20 protein-coding genes are annotated in these 19,669 nt (G+C 40.5%); 8 read left to right on the forward strand and 12 right to left on the reverse strand.

Annotated elements, in window-relative coordinates:
• Positions 1 to 373: 373 nt before the first annotated feature.
• Positions 374 to 991 carry a TetR/AcrR family transcriptional regulator gene (locus tag ACINWC743_RS10185; protein ID WP_009585416.1) on the reverse strand — a complete coding sequence of 206 codons (618 nt, stop codon included), beginning with the start codon at positions 989 to 991 and terminating at the stop codon, positions 374 to 376.
• A gap of 336 nt (positions 992 to 1,327) precedes the next feature.
• Here ACINWC743_RS10185 and ACINWC743_RS10190 point away from each other — a divergent pair, with 336 nt between their 5' ends.
• The 4 genes from ACINWC743_RS10190 to dnaJ all read left to right on the forward strand — a co-directional run bounded on the left by ACINWC743_RS10190 (position 1,328) and on the right by dnaJ (position 7,297).
• The gene (locus ACINWC743_RS10190; protein ID WP_009585394.1) at positions 1,328 to 2,434 is read left to right on the forward strand and encodes an efflux RND transporter periplasmic adaptor subunit; all 1,107 of its coding nucleotides are present in this window, start codon (positions 1,328 to 1,330) and stop codon (positions 2,432 to 2,434) included.
• Entirely contained in the window at positions 2,431 to 5,577 is a 3,147-nt protein-coding gene (locus ACINWC743_RS10195) for an efflux RND transporter permease subunit (RefSeq protein WP_009585361.1), read from the forward strand. Before ACINWC743_RS10190 ends, ACINWC743_RS10195 begins: the two co-directional genes overlap by 4 nt.
• A 136-nt stretch (positions 5,578 to 5,713) precedes the next feature.
• On the forward strand, positions 5,714 to 6,091 hold the full coding sequence (locus ACINWC743_RS10200) for a hypothetical protein (protein WP_004825792.1): 378 nt from the start codon (positions 5,714 to 5,716) through the stop codon (positions 6,089 to 6,091).
• Positions 6,092 to 6,184: 93 nt separating this feature from the next.
• Positions 6,185 to 7,297: a molecular chaperone DnaJ gene (dnaJ, locus tag ACINWC743_RS10205; RefSeq protein ID WP_004825793.1), complete on the forward strand. Its 1,113-nt coding sequence runs from the start codon at positions 6,185 to 6,187 to the stop codon at positions 7,295 to 7,297.
• Between the two features lie 59 nt (positions 7,298 to 7,356).
• Here the strand turns inward: dnaJ and ACINWC743_RS10210 are convergent, their stop codons facing one another.
• Together ACINWC743_RS10210 and ACINWC743_RS10215 are read right to left on the reverse strand one after the other, a co-directional pair.
• A complete protein-coding gene (locus ACINWC743_RS10210; protein WP_009585370.1) occupies positions 7,357 to 7,563 on the reverse strand; it encodes a hypothetical protein in 207 nt (68 codons plus the stop codon).
• A gap of 396 nt (positions 7,564 to 7,959) precedes the next feature.
• The gene (locus ACINWC743_RS10215) at positions 7,960 to 8,151 is read right to left on the reverse strand and encodes a hypothetical protein (protein ID WP_035300961.1); all 192 of its coding nucleotides are present in this window, start codon (positions 8,149 to 8,151) and stop codon (positions 7,960 to 7,962) included.
• Between the two features lie 289 nt (positions 8,152 to 8,440).
• Between ACINWC743_RS10215 and dapB the strand changes: the two genes are divergently transcribed.
• Both dapB and ACINWC743_RS10230 read left to right on the forward strand, forming a co-directional pair.
• Positions 8,441 to 9,262: a 4-hydroxy-tetrahydrodipicolinate reductase gene (dapB, locus tag ACINWC743_RS10225; RefSeq protein WP_009585378.1), complete on the forward strand. Its 822-nt coding sequence runs from the start codon at positions 8,441 to 8,443 to the stop codon at positions 9,260 to 9,262.
• 50 nt (positions 9,263 to 9,312) lie between these two features.
• Complete coding sequence (locus ACINWC743_RS10230) at positions 9,313 to 9,963, forward strand: START domain-containing protein (RefSeq protein WP_004825801.1); 651 nt, start codon at positions 9,313 to 9,315, stop codon at positions 9,961 to 9,963.
• A 111-nt stretch (positions 9,964 to 10,074) separates the two neighbouring features.
• Here ACINWC743_RS10230 and ACINWC743_RS10235 read toward each other — a convergent pair whose 3' ends face one another.
• The gene (locus ACINWC743_RS10235) at positions 10,075 to 11,241 is read right to left on the reverse strand and encodes an MFS transporter (RefSeq protein ID WP_009585427.1); all 1,167 of its coding nucleotides are present in this window, start codon (positions 11,239 to 11,241) and stop codon (positions 10,075 to 10,077) included.
• A 253-nt stretch (positions 11,242 to 11,494) separates the two neighbouring features.
• The gene (gene dkgB / locus ACINWC743_RS10240) at positions 11,495 to 12,307 is read right to left on the reverse strand and encodes a 2,5-didehydrogluconate reductase DkgB (RefSeq protein ID WP_009585433.1); all 813 of its coding nucleotides are present in this window, start codon (positions 12,305 to 12,307) and stop codon (positions 11,495 to 11,497) included.
• A 123-nt stretch (positions 12,308 to 12,430) separates the two neighbouring features.
• Between dkgB and ACINWC743_RS10245 the strand changes: the two genes are divergently transcribed.
• Positions 12,431 to 13,321, forward strand: a complete 891-nt coding sequence (locus tag ACINWC743_RS10245) for a LysR family transcriptional regulator (protein ID WP_009585422.1) — start codon at positions 12,431 to 12,433, stop codon at positions 13,319 to 13,321.
• Here ACINWC743_RS10245 and ACINWC743_RS10250 read toward each other — a convergent pair.
• Positions 13,281 to 13,688, reverse strand: coding sequence for a hypothetical protein (locus ACINWC743_RS10250; protein WP_004825812.1), 408 nt, complete (start codon positions 13,686 to 13,688; stop codon positions 13,281 to 13,283). The genes ACINWC743_RS10245 and ACINWC743_RS10250 overlap by 41 nt on opposite strands.
• 110 nt (positions 13,689 to 13,798) lie before the next feature.
• Here ACINWC743_RS10250 and ACINWC743_RS10255 point away from each other — a divergent pair, with 110 nt between their 5' ends.
• Positions 13,799 to 15,235 carry a PLP-dependent aminotransferase family protein gene (locus ACINWC743_RS10255; RefSeq protein WP_009585411.1) on the forward strand — a complete coding sequence of 479 codons (1,437 nt, stop codon included), beginning with the start codon at positions 13,799 to 13,801 and terminating at the stop codon, positions 15,233 to 15,235.
• A 255-nt stretch (positions 15,236 to 15,490) separates the two neighbouring features.
• Here the strand turns inward: ACINWC743_RS10255 and ahr are convergent, their stop codons facing one another.
• The 6 genes from ahr to ACINWC743_RS10285 all read right to left on the reverse strand — a co-directional run bounded on the left by ahr (position 15,491) and on the right by ACINWC743_RS10285 (position 19,653).
• Positions 15,491 to 16,513, reverse strand: coding sequence for an NADPH-dependent aldehyde reductase Ahr (ahr, locus tag ACINWC743_RS10260; RefSeq protein WP_005034992.1), 1,023 nt, complete (start codon positions 16,511 to 16,513; stop codon positions 15,491 to 15,493).
• Positions 16,514 to 16,542: 29 nt separating this feature from the next.
• Positions 16,543 to 17,097, reverse strand: a complete 555-nt coding sequence (locus ACINWC743_RS10265; protein ID WP_004825818.1) for a DNA-3-methyladenine glycosylase I — start codon at positions 17,095 to 17,097, stop codon at positions 16,543 to 16,545.
• Positions 17,098 to 17,125: 28 nt separating this feature from the next.
• Positions 17,126 to 17,371: a hypothetical protein gene (locus ACINWC743_RS10270; RefSeq protein WP_004825820.1), complete on the reverse strand. Its 246-nt coding sequence runs from the start codon at positions 17,369 to 17,371 to the stop codon at positions 17,126 to 17,128.
• Between the two features lie 29 nt (positions 17,372 to 17,400).
• Positions 17,401 to 17,949 (reverse strand): M23 family metallopeptidase, encoded by a 549-nt coding sequence (locus ACINWC743_RS10275; RefSeq protein ID WP_009585412.1) that lies wholly within the window; start codon positions 17,947 to 17,949, stop codon positions 17,401 to 17,403.
• 98 nt (positions 17,950 to 18,047) lie between these two features.
• Positions 18,048 to 19,082 carry an A/G-specific adenine glycosylase gene (gene mutY, locus ACINWC743_RS10280; RefSeq protein WP_009585369.1) on the reverse strand — a complete coding sequence of 345 codons (1,035 nt, stop codon included), beginning with the start codon at positions 19,080 to 19,082 and terminating at the stop codon, positions 18,048 to 18,050.
• Between the two features lie 202 nt (positions 19,083 to 19,284).
• Positions 19,285 to 19,653: an HIT family protein gene (locus ACINWC743_RS10285; RefSeq protein WP_004825828.1), complete on the reverse strand. Its 369-nt coding sequence runs from the start codon at positions 19,651 to 19,653 to the stop codon at positions 19,285 to 19,287.
• Positions 19,654 to 19,669: the final 16 nt, after the last annotated feature.

Below are 19,669 nucleotides of genomic sequence, written 5' to 3' on the forward strand. Positions count from 1 at the left end.
TGTTTTTCGTTCGGTTTTATTAGGGTCTGTAGACATTTCATAAATGGCTTGCGTTGTAGGTTAAAATTGAACAGGCAAGGCATGAAACAAAGAGAATAGCGAGACTATTTTCAAGTTTCATAACGTAGCCTGAGATAATTTTAGCCACAACCCTTCGGGACTAGCGTGTTTTTTGCCGCTTCTTCGTTCCGAACTACTTATTTAGAATGACTAAATTTCGTATTTCGCGCCTAGAATCGCCTAAAAAACACACCTAGTCGCAAACATAGACGAATTGTCAACAGACCCCAACTTTTTGGGTCAATTTGCCTATGACATCTTCGAGTATGCCTGAAACAGCAATTGCACATTATTTAGTTTTTTAATAGCACCATCACGGTTTATATTTCAGCATAAATAAATCAATGCTTTCTTTGATGATTTGCTGTTTTTCTTGATCTGTTGGCGTTGGGCGAATTCCCAACAAGACCTCATGATGACGAACACCAAGCAATAAAGACAAAATTAAATTGGTCTGCTTTTCGATTTGATCAACTTGAATAAATTTCAGGCTTGTGGCTTGTTGAAAAAAGTCTTGCCATACCGAACACATTCTTTGATGAGACGAATTATAAAATTGTAGCGCCAAAGGGTTCTTTTCTGCGGCAAGTTCCAATAGTAAATGATCTAATTTAATAGCTTCAGGCAAATTAATCACATTCATTGCCAATTCACAGGCTTGAAAAAAATGTGCATAAAAATCACTTTCAGCATTGAGACGCAATGGTCGGGCATTAATTGACTCTTCGCAAGTTTCTTCAATGGCACAGCTAAATAAAGTTTCTTTATCTTGAAAATGGTTATATACGGTCAGTTTTGTTACACCTGCTTCTTTGGCAATCTGGTTCATACTGGAACCGTGATAGCCAAGCTTTAGAAACAGTTTTTTTGCTGCTTCTACAATCTGTTTACGTTTTTCTAAGTCCTTTGGACGGCCAACTGTTGTTTGCACAATAATTCCCAAAAAAACAAAATTAGGTCAATTACTCAAAACATGATTCACAATTATTGTACCATGCAGTATATTAATTAAAAAATGAGCAACAAACGGGCTTTTGACATTTCATCAATGACTTGTGTCGTTCAGTAAAACTAAGCGGGCAAAGCGTGAAACCTAGAAAATTACTTTTTTAGTTTCGGCATGCTGGCTAAGATTATTTTAACGCCAACCTGCGCAAGAACAAAGTATGGTTTTGTTTGTTTTGCAAGGTGCTAGATGAATCGTCACATGGTCTCAATATCTCATTCTCATTTGCCTGAAAAGAGCATTTAAATAAGAGCCTTGCCTATGCGTAGTATAAAGTTAGTGATCACGAGCCTATTGGTATCGTGTAGTGTCATTCTGGTGGGATGTAGTAAGCCAGCGCCTGAAGTGGAACAGATTCCCTTGGTGATGGTTGCCCAACCGCTGACTTCCCAAGAAGATCAGAAAAGCTATGCAGGCGATGTACAGGCACGGCAGCAAACTGCGTTAGCCTTTCGAGTTGCTGGACAGATCACTGCACGTTATGTCGAGGTTGGCGACCGCGTTAAAGTTGGGCAGGTTTTGGCCAAGCTAGATGTCAAAGATGCCGAATTACAATTGAACTCTGCAAAAGCACAACTTGAAAGTGCTCAATCCGCTGCGAAAGTTGCAGCAGATGAGTTTAAACGTTTTCAACAATTATTACCCATCAATGCCGTCAGTCGTTCCCAATACGATAGTGTTAAAAATCAATATGACGCAGCACAGGCAAGCCTTAAACAAGCACAATCCAACTATGATGTCAGTGCCAATCAGACAGGTTATAACCAACTGATTGCCAATAAAAATGGGGTCATTACCCAACGTAATATTGAAATTGGACAAGTGGTTTCGGCAGGGCAAGCGATTTATCAATTGGCGATTGATGGTGATCGTGAGGTGGTTATCGGGGTTCCTGAACAGGCGATTTCTGAAATTAAAGTGGGACAAAGCGCATGGATTACCTTGTGGTCAAAGCCTGAAGATAAATTTGCAGCCTATGTCCGTGAGATTTCTCCTGCTGCAGATCAATCGCGGACATTTACAGTGAAAGTGGCTTTAAAAGAAGCACAGTCGGTCATTCAACTGGGGCAAAGTGCACGTGTGTTTTTCAATCAAAATGTTCAAAATATTTTGAGTGTACCGCTGAGCAGTGTCTCAGCCAATAATAATCAAGCATATATTTGGGTGGTCAATCCTGATCAGACTATTCGTAAAGTCTCTGTGACTTTAGGACCTTACGGGCGTGACAATGTCACGGTATTGAGTGGTTTAAATGCGGGGCAATGGGTGGTGGTCGGCGGTGTTCACTTACTCCGTGACAAGCAAAAAATTAAACCAATAGATCGTGAAAATCGTGCTGTAACTATCCAAAAAGGGGCACGATCATGAGTCTATTTAACTCCTTTAATTTGTCAGAATGGGCGCTCAAAAATAAAGGCTTAGTGCTTTATTTTATGATTTTGCTGGGGATTGTCGGGTTATTTTCTTATTCCAAACTGTCTCAAAGTGAAGATCCTCCTTTTTCCTTTAAAGTGATGGTGGTGCAAACCTACTGGCCGGGTGCAACAGCACAGGAAGTCTCTTTGCAAATCACCGATAAAGTTGAAAAGGAGCTCATGAGTACAGGGCTCTATGACAAGATTATGGCGTACTCTCGTCCTGGAGAGTCCATGGTCATGTTTATGGCAAAAGATTCGTTAGTATCCAATGAACTTCCAAATGTTTGGTACCAAGTACGTAAAAAAGTCGGTGACATCAAAACACAGTTGCCTTCTGGTGTTCAGGGTCCATTCTTTAATGATGAGTTTGGCGATACATTCGGGAATATTTATGTTTTAACAGGCAAAGACTTCAATTATGCCACACTCAAAGAATATGCCGATCGGCTACAACTTCGCTTACAGCGAGTAAAAGATGTCAGCAAAGTCAATTTGGTTGGATTACAAGATCAAAAGATTTGGATTGAGATTTCCAATACTAAAGCAGTGCAGATGGGGGTGCCTGTTACAGCAATCCAAGAAGCTTTGGCAAAACAAAATAGTGTGACCAGTGCAGGTTTCTTTGAAACAGGTACAGACCGTATTCAAGTCCGTGTCAGTGGCGCATTAAAAAGCGTAGACGATCTGAAAAAAATGCCGTTGCTGGTGGGAAATAAAACTATTCAACTGGGCGATGTGGCTGAGGTTTATCGTGGTTTTAGCGAGCCTGCTCAACCGCGTATGCGCTTTATGGGAGAAAATGGTATTGGTCTTGCTGTATCCATGCGTAAAGGTGGGGACATCATTGCATTGGGTAAAAATCTAGAGACTGAATTTCAAACCCTACAAAAGACTTTACCTTTGGGCATGGAACTGAAAAAAGTTTCAGATCAGCCTGTTGCAGTACAACGTAGTATTCATGAATTCGTCAAAGTATTGGCTGAGGCTGTGATCATTGTTTTACTGGTCAGTTTCTTCTCATTGGGGTTCCGAACAGGATTAGTGGTTGCCTTCTCGATTCCGTTGGTGCTTGCCATGACCTTTGCAGGGATGAATCTGTTTGATGTTGGCTTGCATAAGATTTCTTTAGGCGCATTGATCCTCGCATTAGGACTTTTGGTCGATGATGCCATTATCGCGGTTGAAATGATGGCGATCAAAATGGAGCAAGGCTATAGTCGAATGAAAGCGGCAGGATTTGCATGGACCAGTACTGCATTTCCAATGCTAACAGGTACATTAATTACCGCTGCGGGATTTTTACCGATTGCGACCGCTGCATCAAGTACAGGTGAATATACCCGTTCAATTTTCCAAGTGGTTACCATTGCTTTAGTTGTGTCATGGTTTGCCGCGGTGATTTTTGTACCTTATTTGGGTGATAAATTACTGCCTGATTTTAGTAAAGAAGCGCAAAAAGCGCCGTGGTATCAGCGTCTTTATGCAAGATTGCGTAAACAACCAGAACCGCAACCTGTGATTCATCATGCTGGTGAGCATTTTGATCCCTACCAATCGAAATTTTATCAAAGCTTTAGAAAGTTGGTGAATTGGTGTGTGACCTATCGAAAAACGGTGATTTCAATCACTGTGGGGATATTTGTACTGTCGGTGGTGATGTTTAAGTTTGTACCACAACAGTTTTTTCCACCGTCAAACCGTGCCGAAATTCTGGTCGATTTAAAATTGGAAGAAGGCGCTTCACTCACCGCAACTGAAAATGCTGTGAAAAAAGTGGAAGCATTCTTATCCAAACAAGACGGTATTGATAATTATGTCGCTTATGTTGGCACAGGCTCGCCACGTTTTTACTTGCCACTTGATCAACAAATGCCACAAGCCAGTTTTGCACAGTTTGTGGTGTTGGCGTCATCACTTGATGATCGCGATGAAATTCGTAAATCCTTAGATACTCAAATTCGCCAATTATTGCCACAAGTTCGAACCCGTGTCTCATTGTTGGAAAATGGTCCTCCTGTGGGCTATCCGTTGCAGTATCGTGTATCTGGTGAAGACGTTGCTGTAGTCCGTCAGGAAGCCCAGAAAGTTGCTCAACTGCTGAGTGAAAATCCAAATACTGGCAATGTGCATTTGGATTGGGGTGAGCAAAGTAAAATCATTTCTTTGCTGATCGACCAAGATCGTGCGCGTCAAATGGGCGTGAGTTCGGAAGATTTGGCGAATTTCTTAAACAGTTCGATTTCAGGTGCAATCATCAATCAGTATCGTGAAAAGCGTGAATTGATCGATGTGCGTATCCGTGGAGATCAGGCTGAACGGATAAATGTTGAAGCATTATCAAGTTTGGCTGTACCGACCAGCAATGGCACTACAGTACCATTGGCACAAATCGCGACACTACAGTATAAGTTTGAAGACGGTCTAATCTGGCACCGCAATCGTTTACCAACCATTACGGTACGTGCAGATATTCGGAGCAAGTTACAACCCGCAACTGTTGTAAATCAAATGGCGGAGAAAATGGATCAACTTCGCGCAACATTACCAAGTGGTTATTTGGTTGAAGTTGGCGGAACAGTAGAGGAGTCTGCCAAAGGACAAAGCTCTGTGAATGCAGGTATGCCTCTATTCCTAGCAGTGGTATTTACGCTCCTCATGATTCAGCTGAAAAGTATTTCACGCTCTTTCATTGTGTTTTTGACTGCGCCATTGGGTTTAATCGGTGTGGTTTTATTCCTGTTGTTATTTAACAAACCGTTCGGCTTTGTGGCAATGCTCGGTACGATTGCACTATCTGGCATGATTATGCGAAATTCTTTAATTCTGATCGATCAGATTGAGCAGGATATTCGAGCTGGGCATAATCAATGGGATGCAATTTTGGACGCAACAGTACGCCGTTTCCGTCCAATTATTCTTACTGCATTGGCTGCTGTTTTGGCGATGATACCGCTGTCACGTAGTATTTTCTTTGGTCCGATGGCTGTTGCGATTATGGGTGGATTAATTATCGCTACACTTTTGACCCTATTTTTCTTACCTGCGCTATATGCGACTTGGTTTAAGATTAAAAAAACTACAGAAAATACATAATTTGTTGTGAATATTAGGTGCGAAAAATTGAAAACTTCAATATAGTAGCACTTAATCTTTAACAGAAAATAACATAGGAAATTTCATTGCATAATAAGTCAATCAGTATGCAATGAATTTGAGGTCAAAAACACCCATGGGGCAAACAAATCCGGAACAGCATCGTAAGTTCATTACGAGCTCTTATTTGTTTATGTTTCTTGCATTATTTACGGTAATTACAGCAGTGCTCGCATATTGGTTAGCGCGCAAAGTAGCAGTAGCAAATGATGCAGAGGTATGGATACATGCACAAGCATTGTGGATTATGCGCAATGCTGTCATTTTTTTGATTTTAGCGGCTTTTGCTGCATTGTGGTTTATTCCTTTAATGTTTTTCTATTGGGACAGTTTCATCTGGGTAAAAGCATGTACGGTGGCAGGTGTCGTATTTAGTGCGATTGCATGGCTATATTTACTCAATATTTGGCTTAAAGGTTTTACAAAATATTTACAGAAAAAAGCAGTTTTTTAAAAAAAACTAGATTTCAAACTTGTAAAAAATAACATCGCCCCCAATTTACTCTGCATAGAAGTATTATCAAATTTTTGTGGAGCATCGCCAATCATGGCTAAACGTGATTATTATGAGGTTTTAGGTATTGCTAAAACCGCTAGTGATGATGAAATTAAAAAAGCCTACCGTAAGTTGGCGATGAAGTATCATCCAGATCGCAACCCTGACAACGCAGAAGCTGAAGAAAAGTTCAAAGAATGTGCAGAAGCCTACGAAGTGCTTTCTGACAGTGAAAAACGCAGCATGTATGACCGTATGGGGCACAATGCCTTTGAAGGTGGTATGGGCGGTGGCGGCTTCGGCGGTGGATTCAGTGCCGAAGATATTTTCAGCCAGTTTGGTGATATTTTCGGTGGTGCTTTTGGCGGCGGTGGTCGTGGTCAACAACGTGCACGTCGTGGCTCAGATCTCCGTTATGTCATGGAATTAACGCTTGAAGAAGCTGTGAAAGGGGTGAAAAAAACCATTACTTTCACTGCACCAGCACCTTGCGATGCCTGTGATGGAAAAGGTTCAAAAAATCCGAATGATGTTGAAACGTGTAAGACTTGTCATGGTGCAGGTCAGGTGCGTATGCAACAAGGGTTTTTCTCAGTCCAACAGACTTGTAGCACTTGTCGCGGACAGGGCAAAATCATTAAAAACCCATGTAATAAGTGTCATGGTTCTGGGGTTTCAGATCGTCAACAAACCCTTGAAGTGACCATTCCAGCAGGTGTGGACAATGGTGATCGCGTACGCTTAACTGGTAAAGGTGAAGCAATTCGTGATGGTCAGTCTGGTGACCTATACGTTGAAGTGGTTGTACGTGAACATGACATCTTCCAACGTGATGGTGCAGACCTATACATGGATGTGCCTGTGAGCATTGCTGATGCTGCCTTAGGTAAGGAACTTGAAATTCCGACTTTAGATGGTCGTGTCAGTTTGAAAGTGCCAGAAGGTACACAAACCGGTAAAATGTTCCGTTTACGTGGTAAAGGCGTAAAACCTGTGCGTAGTAGCATGCAAGGTGATTTACTTTGCCGTATCGTAGTAGAAACACCAGTGAATTTGACGAGTCGCCAACGTGAGCTGTTGAAAGAACTTCAAGCGACCATGGAAAGCGATGACAATAAATCTTCGCCGAAGAAAAAATCTTTCTTTGATCGTTTATTCGACTAATTAATCTGAACGATTAAAGCAATAAAAATGGAGCAACAGTGAGCTGTTGCTCCATTTTTTTATTTTGTTGGTTGATCCGATGAGGATTGGTCAAATTCATGATCATCTGGCGCAGCATCGATTGAATTGTCATCTTGTGGAAGAATCACTGCCGGAGTGGATGAGGCAGCTGTCTGAGGTTCAGCGGGGACGGCAGATTCTTGTGCCCAACTGAGCGAAACAGTTGTGATCATCATTAGTCCTAAAATCATGGTTTTAATTTGCATTATATTTCCTTAAATCTCTCTATTATTTATATGACTTCCGAGCTTTAGAATATTCATTTATTAAGCTTAAATTTTATTTAAAATTGTTTCGTTATTTTAGGGTTTGTGGGCAATTCGTCTATGTTTGCGACTAGGTATGTTTTTTAGGCGATTCTAGGCGCGAAATACGAAATTTAGTCATTCTAAATGAGTCCTAATTGTAGCTTCAAGATATAATTTTTTTTGATCAATAAAATTGATGTTATGAAAATATTGTTGAATGAGATAAAACTTTCATTGCCACAGTTTACATCTAAAGTTTCAATAGATTAGCGTAGATCATATTGTGAATCTGTGCAGTGATTTCAAGATTAGAGGATATAACCCCATATCCTCTAATACAAAAACAAACCAAAATTATTCAAGAATCGGAGCGTCAATATCTTCGACACGAACTTCAGTTTGTGTTTCTGAAGGCGTAGTTGCGTTGCCTTGAGAGACCGTTTTTTCTTCAGTAAGTGTAGCGGCTGGAGTTGGTGTAGATTCAGCCCAAGCACTGGTCATCATTGTTGCTAATACAAATGCAAAAACCATTTTATTCGAATGCATATTGATCTGCTTATAATCCATATTGTTTTCATTCGTGGCAGTAGTCTGCTGTGTGATTCTTGCACTTTGATGAAATAGATTGAGCAATATTTTAAATTTTTTCAAAGTTTTACCGATATATTTTTTAGTCTTGATCTATTTTTTCGTTGAGTCTACTTTTTTGACCTTAATTGCCGAAGACTTAAAAGAAATCAGAAAGTTCGCAGTATTTTTAAATGGAATCGTGGTCTTGGAACTGAGTTTTGTTATAGTAGAGCCAAATTTTCAAATTCAGATTTAGGAAGATCGTATGTCAGCAGCTCCACGTATTGGTATTTTAGGTGCAGGCGGTCGTATGGGCCGTACATTGATTCAAGCGGTACAACAAGCAGGTTATCAGCTTGCGGCAGCGGTAGAGCGTCCAGAAAGTACGTTGATTGGGGCAGATGCAGGGGAACTTGCTGGAATTGGTGCTGTCGGTATCAAAGTCGTGGGCAGTTTGGAAGACATTTTAAAAGATGTTGATGTGGTGATTGATTTCACTGCCCCAGTTGCAACAGAAAACCATCTAAAATTATGCCGTGATGCTGGTGTTGCCATGGTGATTGGAACAACGGGCTTTTCAGATGAGCAAAAAACCTTGTTAAATCAATCTGCGACACAAACACCCATTGTTTATGCCGCAAACTACTCAGTGGGTGTCAATGTTTCAATTAAATTGCTTGAGCTGGCTGCCAAAGTTTTTGGTGATACAGTGGATATTGAGATTATCGAAGCACACCATCGTCACAAAGTAGATGCACCATCTGGAACTGCTTTGATGATGGGGGAAGCGGTTGCGGAAACTTTAGGGCGTGATTTGAAGAAAGTGGCGGTTTATGGTCGTGAAGGTCATACAGGTCCACGTGAACGTGAAACGATCGGTTTTGAAACGATTCGTGGTGGTGATATCGTCGGTGAGCATACTGTGATGTTCATAGGCGAGGGTGAGCGTGTCGAAGTGACACATAAAGCGACCAATCGTATGAACTTTGCGGCAGGTGCTGTACGCGCAGCAGCATGGGTTGTCGGAAAAGATGCAAAAAAATACGATATGAAGGACGTTTTAGGCTTAAATGATATTCAAGCTTAAAACATGTTGCGCTAAAATTATAACAATGAGTCAAATTTTGAACATAAAAAATGAAAAAAACAGTGATGTTACTTACGTGTGTAGTCAGTGCTTTTAGCCTGACTGCACAAGCAGCTTTACCAAGCAATGCCAAATTGAGTCTAAACAAAAACAACATTAAGGTCTGGACTTATAAAGATACCAATAACCCTGTTCTGTCCTATAAAGCAGAAACAACAATAGACGTACCGATCGAACGGGCTGTTGCTCTAGTTCTGGATGTCAATAATTCACCTAAATGGGTACCCAATGTTGCTAAAGCAGAAGTGCTGTCTCGAGATGATAAAAAGGGCGAATTCAGTATTTATATGGTTTTAGACTTTCCATTTCCTCTAAAAGATCGTGACATGGTAGTGAAAGGAACGATGTCTAAAGACGCGAGTGGCACGATTTATATTAAAAACTCTGCGGTTCAACAAGGCAAAGCACTGAACTCAGATTATATTCGTTTAAAAGATTATGCGGGCGATTGGACATTTCAAAAACTTGGTCCCAATAAAGTGAAAGTGATCACTTCTGGACATGCCAATCCTGAAGGTTCAATCCCAGCAAGTGTGACCAATATGCTGGTTGAACAGCAACCTTATCAAATGCTGCAAAAGATGAAATCTGAATTGGCAAAGAATACCAAGCTTGCTGCCTTACCTGAAATTTTAAAATAATCATGGATTCAGGATGCGTTATTTATTGCTATTTTGAACCTGCACCCTATGAAGGTGCAGGGAAATAAACAATATAATCAATTCAGACGCAGATGATTGGGTAAGTTAACATTAGCTGAATTGATGCACGGGTTCTTTGCTCATTTTCATTTGGATAAATACCAAGAGCAATCCTAATGCGGTAAGTACTGCGCCTGCAATTGAAACGGCTGAATAACTCATACCCATACTGAGAACTGCACCACCTACGGTTGCGCCTAAAGCATTACCTAAATTAAATGCGCCAATATTCACTGAAGAGGCTAGTCCTGGTGCTTCATGCGCAACAGACATCACCCGCATTTGGAGTGGAGGCACAACGGCAAAGGCTGCAGCTCCCCAAACAACAAGTGCCAAAGCTGCACCAAGCGGTGTTTGTGCCAAGATCGGGAACAGTAACATGGACAGCATTAATAACACTAAAAAGCCTGTCAATGTCTTATTCAGTGATCGATCTGCGAATTTCCCACCGAGATGATTCCCAATTGAAAAACCGATTCCGATTAAGACCAACATCAGTGTGATAAACATTGGGCTGGCATGGGTGATATTCTGCAAGCTCGGTGCAATATAGGTGTAGAGCGTAAACATTGCTCCTGCACTCATCACAGTCGTCAATAAAGCAAAAACCACAGGCAAGCGAGTCAAAACTTTCAGTTCAGCTTTTACATTTGGACGCGGACCTGCCGCATCTACAGGCAAGGCTTTCCATAATGCCAACATGGTGATGACACCCAAGATCGCAATTGCGGCAAACGACATACGCCAACCAATATTTTGTCCAACCCATGTTGCTAGAGGTACACCCCCAATATTGGCAATCGTGAGTCCCATAAACATCATGGCAACAGCACTCGCCTGTTTGTCTTTAGGCACAACACTGGTGGCAACAATTGAGCCAATCCCGAAAAATACACCATGATTAAGACTGGTAATTATTCGAGCTCCCATCAGCCCCCAATAGTTCGGTGCAATGGCTGCAAGAATATTGCCCACAGTGAAAATACTCATGGCAAATATCAGTGCTTTACGTCGTGAAAAATGTCCAAACCACAATGTCATAATCGGAGCACCGATCATTACACCTAGTGCATAAGCAGTAATGAGCATCCCCGCAGTGGGAATCGAAATGTTGAGGTTTTCTGCAATTTGAGGTAGAAAACCCATTGGAGAAAATTCAGTTGTTCCTATTGCAAAAGCGCCTATGGCTAGTGCAAGTAAGGGAAAATTTAATTTCATGAGAGATCTCAAATATACAGAAGATTGAAAAAAGACCGAGTACAGTGGTGCAATCATCAGACCAATATCACAAGCACAATTTTTTGATGTTGAGTTCAACAAAAGCTTTTAGATCGCATTTTGTTTGAGTCAAACACACATCAAAGCTTCGCAACAAAAGATATTGCGAAGCAATTAATGCCTTTCAATCGATCAGAAATGAACAGTGAAAATCTGAGAATAGATTTAGCTGTGATTAAACTAAACTGCTAAATTAAATATCCCATTTCGGTGCTAAATTTTTTGGATCAACTTCACGACCATTGCGCTCCAATTGTGCGATCATCTGCATTTCTTCAGTAGAGAGTTGAATCTCTTGGGCTTTTAAGTTCGCCATTAAGTTTTCACGTTTGGTTGATGATGGAATAACCGCAAAACCTTTTTGCAATGCCCATGCCAACGCAATTTGTGCTGTTGAAGCTTGATGTTGTTGAGCGATTTCAGCCAATACAGGGTCATTTAAAACCTTGCCATAAGCTAAAGTCATGTATGACGTCACATCAATATGCTGTGATTGTAAGAAATCGACTAACTTTGAGTTTTGTAAATAAGGGCTGAGCTCAATTTGGTTTGTCGCAATATTTTCAAGTCCAACAGCATCAATCGCTTGTTGTGACAAATCAATATTGAAGTTTGAAATACCAATATGTTCAGTTAAGCCAAGTTTTTTAGCTTCTAAAAGGTTATGCATCATTTCAGCAACAGAAATACCTAAACTTGGTGCAGGCCAATGGATCAAAGTCAGATTGACAGCATCAGTGCGCAGTTTTTGCAGGCTCTCTTTCAAGCTTGGAATAAGTTTGTCTGCTTGATAATTGTCTGTCCATATCTTTGTCGTGATAAACAATTCATCAGGATGAATATGACTTTCAGCAATCGCCTGACCGACTTCGGCTTCATTGCCATAGATTTGTGCTGTATCTACAGCACGATAACCCACATCTAGCGCATTTTTAACTGAATCTATTACGGTTTGACCTGATAAACGGAAAGTACCAACGCCAAATTGAGGAACGATATTTGTCATGATGAGTTTCACTTTGTTTTCTGAGATTAGGGCTATTTTGCTATTTTAATTGTTGCGGAAAAATACAGGAATATGCAAAATATTATTGACTATTAATCAATAATAAATCGTGATATTGCAGAGATGAAATCGACCTTAGAAGAGTTACAGGCATTTATCAATATTGTGGACAGTGGTTCGATTGTTGCTGCTGCAACACATCTTGAACAAACGACTTCGGGCGTGAGCCGAGCTTTGCAACGGCTTGAGTCTAAACTGAATGTGACTTTACTGGAGCGAACTACGCGGAAGCTTAAGTTAACTCAAGAGGGGCAATTATTTTTAGAAAAAGCCCGTAAAATTGTACATGATCTGAATGAAGCTGAAGATGCTTTATTGAAGTCGGACAGCGATACTTCTGGGTTGATTCGTGTCGATTCGGCGACGCCTTTTGTGTTACATGTGATTGCACCCTTAATGCAAGAGTTTTCTCAGCTTTATCCAGACATTGAAATTGAATTAAACAGTAATGATCAAATCATTGATTTATTGGAACATAAAACGGATGTCGCAATACGTTTTGGAGAATTAAATGACTCCAGCCTACATGCGAGATTGCTGTGTAAAAGTCGTTTATACATTGTTGCCAGCCCTGAGTATTTAGCACGAAATGGTTATCCTGCAACCCCACTCGATATCCTCAATCATGTTCAAATCGGATTTAGTAAGGTCAGTCATCTCAATACTTGGCCCATCCGTGTGAATGGTGAAAAATTGACTGTACAGCCTAAAATCAAAGCATCTAGCGGTGAAACAGTACGTCAACTTTGTCTACGTGGGCATGGTATCGCCAGACTTTCAGCATTTGAGGTGCTTAAAGATCTCAGAGCGGGAAGGTTGATCGCGCTATTTGAAGATCAAATAGAAATTTACGAGCAACACATCCATGCAGTTTATTATCAACAAGAACATTTACCTAAACGTGTACGTCTATTTATTGAGTTTTTAGCGCAAAAGCTGTCAAGGTTTCGATAGTCTTTTGTGGTGGTAGATCTAGACTCAATAATGGGGCAGTGTTGGGCTGTTGCGGTGTCACCAAATGAATTTCAAAATGCTGGGCGGAGGTTTGTTGGCATTGGAATTCCAAATTTTTTTGAACAGGCATATTTATTTTAACAGCCTGATCTCCACTGGCACGATAGTGATAATGTCTGACCGCGACAGCCTGATGCAAGGTTGGCTGTAGATGATCAAGCTGATAATTACCCAAACGTTGTGTCTTCAAAAAACCTTCAATCAAAGATTTGCATACAAAATGTTGTTGCTGAGCTGCTTTATTGACTTGTTGAGGCTGGCAGGCGCTGAGTACCAAAGCAAGGCTGATTAGGGCGATGATTCTCATTATTTTCTCCTTTCAAATCAATTATGTTTTAAAAACTGGCTGTAAAAGAAGCATAAATCTGTTAGATTTACAGATACAGATACAACAAATATTAAAATTTGGGTACAGATATGGCTTTCCAATATCAGATATTGGCACAACAGATCGCGCAAAAAATTTATTGTGGGGAGCTCGCAGTCGGGCAACGACTGAGTTCTTTGCGTCAATTTGCTGAACTGCAAAAAGTGAGTTTGAATACGGCAAAGAGTTGTTATGAATTGCTTGAAGCTCAAGGCTTGATTTTTGTCAAAGAAAAGTCAGGTTATTTTGTACAGGCTTTGCCAAATTCCCCGCAGATTGCTGTACCTGACCATCCAGATTTTCAGTCTAGACCACGGGAAGTTTCTAATCTGGAATTGCAAATTCAAATTCATGAGGCTGCGATCAATAATAAATTGATTCATCTCGGTTCGATTCAATTGTCACCTAATCTGGTTCCTATCGAAGCCTTACGTCGTTCAATCCAACGTGCTTTAAAGCACAGTAAACCGGAAGATTTTTTATATAACGATCGTCAAGGACATCTGCAATTGAGGGAGGCTTTGTCTGCACACTGGGCTGAAGATGGTTTTTATATTGCAAAAGAAGATATTTATATCAGTAATGGCTGTATGCCTGCACTGTCGATCATGATTCAGAGCCTTACACAAGTTGGTGATAGCGTGATTGTGCCGACACCAAACTATAATGGGCAGTTGCAGTTATTGGCTTTGTTGAAGCGAAAAATTATCGAAATCCCAGCCAATACAGAAGGTTTTGATCTAGATCGTTTAGAGCAAGAAATGCAAAGTCCAGGGGTAAAAATCTGCTTATTGACGGCTAATTTTCAAAATCCTCTGGGTTTTTGCCTCAGCAATGCTGAGAAAGAACGTATTGCACAACTTGCGGCGAAATATCAATGCTATGTGATTGAAGATGATATTTATGCAGAATGTAGTTTTAATGCCAAACGTCCTTTACCTATTAAATATTGGGATCAACAGGGTTATGTGGTGTATTGCAGCTCAGTCTCAAAATCTCTATCGACCTCTTATCGTGTAGGCTGGTTTTGTCTACCGCAGCGCTTACAACATTTACATGCAAGAATCATTTTACAGAATGTTTCGGTGAATACGCCTTTGCAATTGGGGCTTGCTGATATGATTTATAGCAGAGCCTATCGTCAACATCTGAGTGAATTACGTCCTAAACTGATGGCACAGGTTGAGCAGTATCGACAATTTATTCAACAGGCTTTTCATGGCGTGAGTATCCGTTTAAATCAACCGCAGGGGAGTTATGCGCTTTGGCTGCAATTCCCTGAACAAGTAGATAGTTTGGCGTTGTATTATTATGCGCAGCAATACAGTATCAATATTGTTCCGGGTATTATTTTTGGTGAAGATCATCGTTATAACAATTGTATTCGTTTAAATGCAGGACATGAATTGTCTCAGGAGGTTCAGGATGCCATCATGTTATTGGCAGATTGGGTCAGAGGCGAATTGTCAACCAAGAGTGTGGCATAAGCGCACTCAACATGATGACATTCATATCGCCTCACGTTAGAAAAAAACAGTGATGATCCAAAAAATTAAAAATAAATGAATGCCCAAGATCTTCTAACAAATTCTATAAAAACATAAATTTAATCAGATATGCGTGATTGAAATCAAAGCACTAGTCCGAAGAATCCGGCAGTTTGACTAAGGTTTACAAACGGCATGATCCATTGCCCCATTGACGATGATGAATGTCAACGTAAATGGGGTATATTGCATAGATTAAAAATCAGCTTTTAACACAATACGATAACGTGCTTTTCCTGAATGGAGGCGTTCCAAAGCATCATTAATTTTTGACATTGGATACACTTCAATTTGAGGAGCAATATTTTTACGCGCTGCGAATTGCAATAATTGACGTAATGCAAAAGGGGAGCCTGTTGGAGAGCCAGTTACTGATTTTGCACCACTGATCAATGTACCTGCAGGAATCGGCATAGGTTCAAGCACCATGCCTAACATATGAATAGTGCCATTGGGTGCAAGTGTATTCAGATAAGCTTTCCAGTCTAAGCTCACATTCACCGTACAGAGTAACAAATCAAATTTACCACGTTGTGCTTTTAAATCATTTGCATCACGGCTATTGACGATATGGTCTGCGCCCATCGCTCGCAGCTCATCTGACTTATCTAAATTAGAGGTGAATGCGGTAATTTCACAGCCCCACGCTTTGAGTAATTTAATTGCCATATGACCTAAACCACCAATCCCAATGACACCTACATGATGAACAGCTTGAATTTGGTGTTTTAAAATCGGATCAAAAACAGTGATTCCCCCACATAATAGTGGACCTGCACTTTCAGGGTCTAAGTTTTCAGGAAGTGGAATAATCCATTGCCAACCAGCACGAACCTTATCTGCAAAACCGCCAGCATGACCAACGATGGTGGCTTTTTTTTCGCCAGTGCAAAGCACTTGTTGTCCACTGACACATGGGTCACAGTGCTGACAGCTTTCTGCTGTCCAACCGATACCAACACGTTGTCCGACTTTTAAACCTTTTGCTTCTGAACCCAACTGAGTGATCGTTCCAATAATTTCATGACCACCCACTACAGGGAAAACTGCATTTCCCCATTCATTGTTAATCACGGAAACATCAGAGTGGCATAAACCGCAATATTCAACTTTAACTTCAACTTGATGTGGTGCTAAATCGCCAGCATCAAATTGATAAGGTACAAGTTCAGCGCCTGCTTCTAGGGCTGCATAGGATTGAATGATATTGGCTGACATATGAATCCTTCCTGTTTTTTGAGCGAAATTTAGCGCGACATACAATCATTTTCATGGTCATTGACCATTCCAACCGCCTGCATGAATGCGTAGCATGTTGTTGGACCGACAAACTTAAAGCCGTTTTTCTTCAAAGTTTTAGACAACTTTAGGCTGGCTTCAGTTTGCGCAGGTGCTTGTCGATAATCAGGAACATCATTCAGCTGTACCTGTTGATCAACAAAATCCCAAAGCCAATCTACCATATCAATATTTTTTGCTTTCATGTTTTGCCATGCAATGGCATTGTCACGAATAGCGGTAAGTTTACCAATATGACGAATGAGCCCAGTATCTTGGCATTTCAATGCCAAATCTTGTTCAGTCAAGTCAGCAATGGTTTGGATTGAATGATTAAAAAAATGTGTACGATAAGATTCACGCTTTTTTAAAACAGTAATCCAAGATAATCCTGCTTGTTGCCCTTCGAGACACAACATTTCAAATAAATGTTGCTCATTGCGATTTGGTTTACCCCATTCATGATCATGGTATTCGATATAAATTGGATCATCCGAACACCAGCCACAGCGTTTATTGGTCATGAAAGATGCTCCATTTTTTTTGATGTAATTAGAGTTTAAATTCGACCCATTGATCTTGTTTGTTATCCCAATATGAAAGTTGGGCAGTTTCTAGGTCAGTAAAATTTATCCAAATATCTTTACCCGCTTTATCTGCAAAGCCAGTACTGATCATGAGGGACTCATTGGTGATTTCCATAATCCAGCCTTGATGGCTTTGCCCTTTGAGGACAATTTTTTGTTGATTGCCTGATTCTGCAAATTCAACTAAACGCTCAAGCAATGCTTCTGACATGGAATATTCCTAAATATCTAATTTAAAATTTAACGTAAATACGGATAAGGATTCACTGCACCTTGTCCCTTACCTCTTAAGTATAGTCCATAGTGTAAATGAGGTGCAGTATGTCGTGCATTTCCTGTATTGCCGACATACCCAATTAATTCACCTTTTTTAACGTAGTCTCCTTCTTTTAAACCACGTCGGTGATCATTGAGATGTGCATAATAATGATAAGCACCACCAGGTCCCATTAACCAAATCACATTACCGCCTAAGTTGTTACTTTTTAAACTGGTAATCACTCCTTCAGTATTACTGTACACTTTGGTTCCACGTGAAGCCATGATGTCAATGCCCTCATGTGCGCGTCCAGCACTTCGGGACGCTCCCCACGTATCGGTGAGATTTTGTGGTTTGACACCATCGACAGGGATCGCCAACCGTGTTGGAAGTGGCATTGCTTTTAATCGGTTAATTTGAGCTTGCGGAAGATGCGGTCTTATACCACTGGGCTTTTTGGGTGCGGTGGTACATGCGCTCAATATGATTGTAAACAGGGCAATCACACAATATTGGATACGATGCGGCACGAGACATCCTTTTTTTCTAGTTTCAAATTTCAGCTTTGAGGTTTAAAAAGGGTAAATTAAAATTGAAAAAATGATCAGAATACCCGTGCCTGACTATGTCATATTTTGATTGCTGAGATCAATTTTTTCATGGCTGTTGGTATACCCATTTGTGTAGCTTTTTGTGGCGTGAGCCATTCACCGCCCAGTTCAGCTTGGAGATATTCTGCTTGGTCTTTTTCAACATGAATGATGTGTGCGGTCAATATCCAAGTAAAATGAGTGAAACTATGCGAAATTTGCACAGATTCAACGTTTGAAACCAGCTTTAAACGTTCACAGATCTGTTGCAGTTCAGCCTCACTTTCAAAAATTGGTAAACTCCATAGTCCACCCCATAAACCACTATTAGGACGTTGCTCCCATAACCATTGCCCTTGAGACTCAATGAGCAAGACTTTGCCAGTTTTCACTGGAACAGGTTTTTTTGGCTTTTTATAAGGGAGTTCCGTTTCTAACCCTTGCTGATGGGCTTGGCAATGTTGCTGCATTGGGCAATATAAACATAATGGTTTTTTTGGGGTGCAGACGGTTGCACCTAAATCCATAATCGCCTGAGTATAGTCATGATTGCGTTCAGTGGGGCACAAACTTTCGGCCAATTTCCACATTTCCCGTTCATGTACAGGTTTACTGAGATCATCTTCAATGGCAAAAAAACGCGATAAAACACGTTTTACATTGCCATCCATAATGACACCATATTGGCGTAACCCAAGTGACATAAGTGCACCTGCGGTAGAACGTCCAATACCTGAGAGCTCCATCCATTGTTCCAGAGTGTTTGGAAAATGTCCTTGTTGACTGACAACCGTCGCAGCTTTATGTAAGTTTCTGGCGCGTGCGTAATAGCCCAAGCCTGCCCAATAAGGTGCAACATCATCCCATGACGCCTGACCCAAATCATCAACGGTAGGGAAGCGTTGAATAAATTTGTCAAAATATTGCAGTACTGTTTTGACTTGAGTTTGTTGCAACATAATTTCAGAGACCCAAACTTTATAGGGATCATCTGCCACTTGCCAAGGCAGATCATGGCGTCCGTGTTGATCAAACCAAGTCAGTAATGCGTCTGAAAATGAAAATTGCGACATATCAATCTAGGGCAAAAATAGGTGGCTCAGTATAACCAAATTCGAATCGATTACAGAAAATTATCTGAATACTGTGCATGAGATTTGTGTGAGTTAAGCCATTTCGAATAGTCAGAATTTAATTTTAAAGCCAAGTTGAATGAAGCAATATATTGAACTAAAAAAGACGCAGTAGCGTCTTTTTTAGTTGACTGGCAAAGGATTAATTTTCGTTGATGATACCCCAACGCTGATCCAGTTTAAGCGGTTCATTTTTATAGCGTGGAATGATATGAATATGAAAGTGTTTATTCTGTTCTTGACCAAAAACATCACCATCATTAAAGGCAATGTGAAAGCCTTCTGGTTGATGACGGAGTTTGAGTTCATTACGTGCCAACTCTAACAACGAAGAAAGACTTTTACGCTCTTTTTCTGAAACCTCAAAAAAAGAATCGATATGGCGCAATGGGATAATGACTGAATGCCCTTTAGACAAAGGATTTTGTTCAGGCAAAATTGCACCAAATTCATTTTTATCAATGATGTCAAATTCTTCAAATTCACAATAAGGGCATTTTATCTCAGTCATTTTAAACTCCTTGTTT

This window comes from Acinetobacter sp. WC-743 (genome assembly GCF_000335555.1).
GTDB lineage: Bacteria > Pseudomonadota > Gammaproteobacteria > Pseudomonadales > Moraxellaceae > Acinetobacter > Acinetobacter bereziniae.